The following is a 1,076-nucleotide window of genomic DNA, read 5'->3' on the forward strand; positions in this document are numbered from 1 at the left end:
GATTGACCATCATCTCGATGCTGCACTTGGCCGAAGGCACCCAATACCGTATGGTTGGAGAAAGCGTCTCAGATTATCCAGATGCGCAGCCCGTCCAACCCGGGCTCGAAGACGGTTACGTCTGGTTGATGAAAAATGCAGGTCACTCCATAGACACGCTGTAAACAAAAAAGGATGATGCTAAAAGTTGCATCATCCTTTTTTGAACTATCCTTTTCCTCAATACCAATCGTGAAAAGTGATAATAATTCGGTTTTTGAATAAAAAATAGCGCATATCAGCATAGGTTCATCACCAATAACATCGCTGTGAATAATTCATAAAAAATCCCGAAACACGCTACTAACCTTATACATTCTAATGCGCTGATTGTTGTAATTTGTTACTATTTAATTATGATAAAAATGAATTAATTTGGAGAAACATGAAGAACACAAAACATCTCAACTTTAATGCCTCTGCCCCTGATTTGAAACTGCTTGACACCAATAAACAGGAAGTCCAACTATCATCCCTTTGGGCAAAACAACCCCTGGTATTGGCTTTTACCAGACATTTCGGCTGCACCCAATGTAAAGAGATGCTTGCTGAATTGGTGTCAGCCCATGACAGCATCAAAGCTGCCGGTTTATCAATTGTAGTCATTACCCAGGGTACCCCAGAAACTACCGCTTTGTTTGCCAAACAGTTCGCTCCTGGATTGCTTTGTTTGGCCGACCCTGAGCGAAAAGCCTATACCGCATATGGATTGGAACGCGGTACGCTGAGGCAAACTTTTCTAAACTTGAAGGTGTTGTCTGCAGTCAAGGACTCGCAAAAAAAGGGGTATAAGGTTGAAGGTCCGCCAGAGGGCCAGGATGCCATGCTCATGTCTGGCACCTTTATTATCGGCACGAACGGCAAAATTCTGCTCCCGTACTATTACGATAATATTGCCGACCATCCTTCTTTGGAATTATTTTTAAACGGAGTCCTCTCTACTGATTGGACGAAATCATTCGATGAACCCATTGGTCGTGGCGTCAAGTAATCTATAAATGTTTGGAGATCTGATATGAAAAAATTACCTGTATTCT

The 1,076-nt window shown here is 42.3% G+C and carries 1 protein-coding gene; it reads left to right on the top strand.

The annotated features are described in order from the left end of the window. Positions 1-424: 424 nt before the first annotated feature. Positions 425-1,030, top strand: coding sequence for a peroxiredoxin-like family protein (locus Q7J41_RS03775; protein ID WP_304885388.1), 606 nt, complete (start codon positions 425-427; stop codon positions 1,028-1,030). Positions 1,031-1,076 lie beyond the last annotated feature (46 nt).

It is taken from the genome of Acetobacterium sp., assembly GCF_030652775.1.
In the GTDB taxonomy this organism is placed as follows: domain Bacteria; phylum Bacillota; class Clostridia; order Eubacteriales; family Eubacteriaceae; genus Acetobacterium.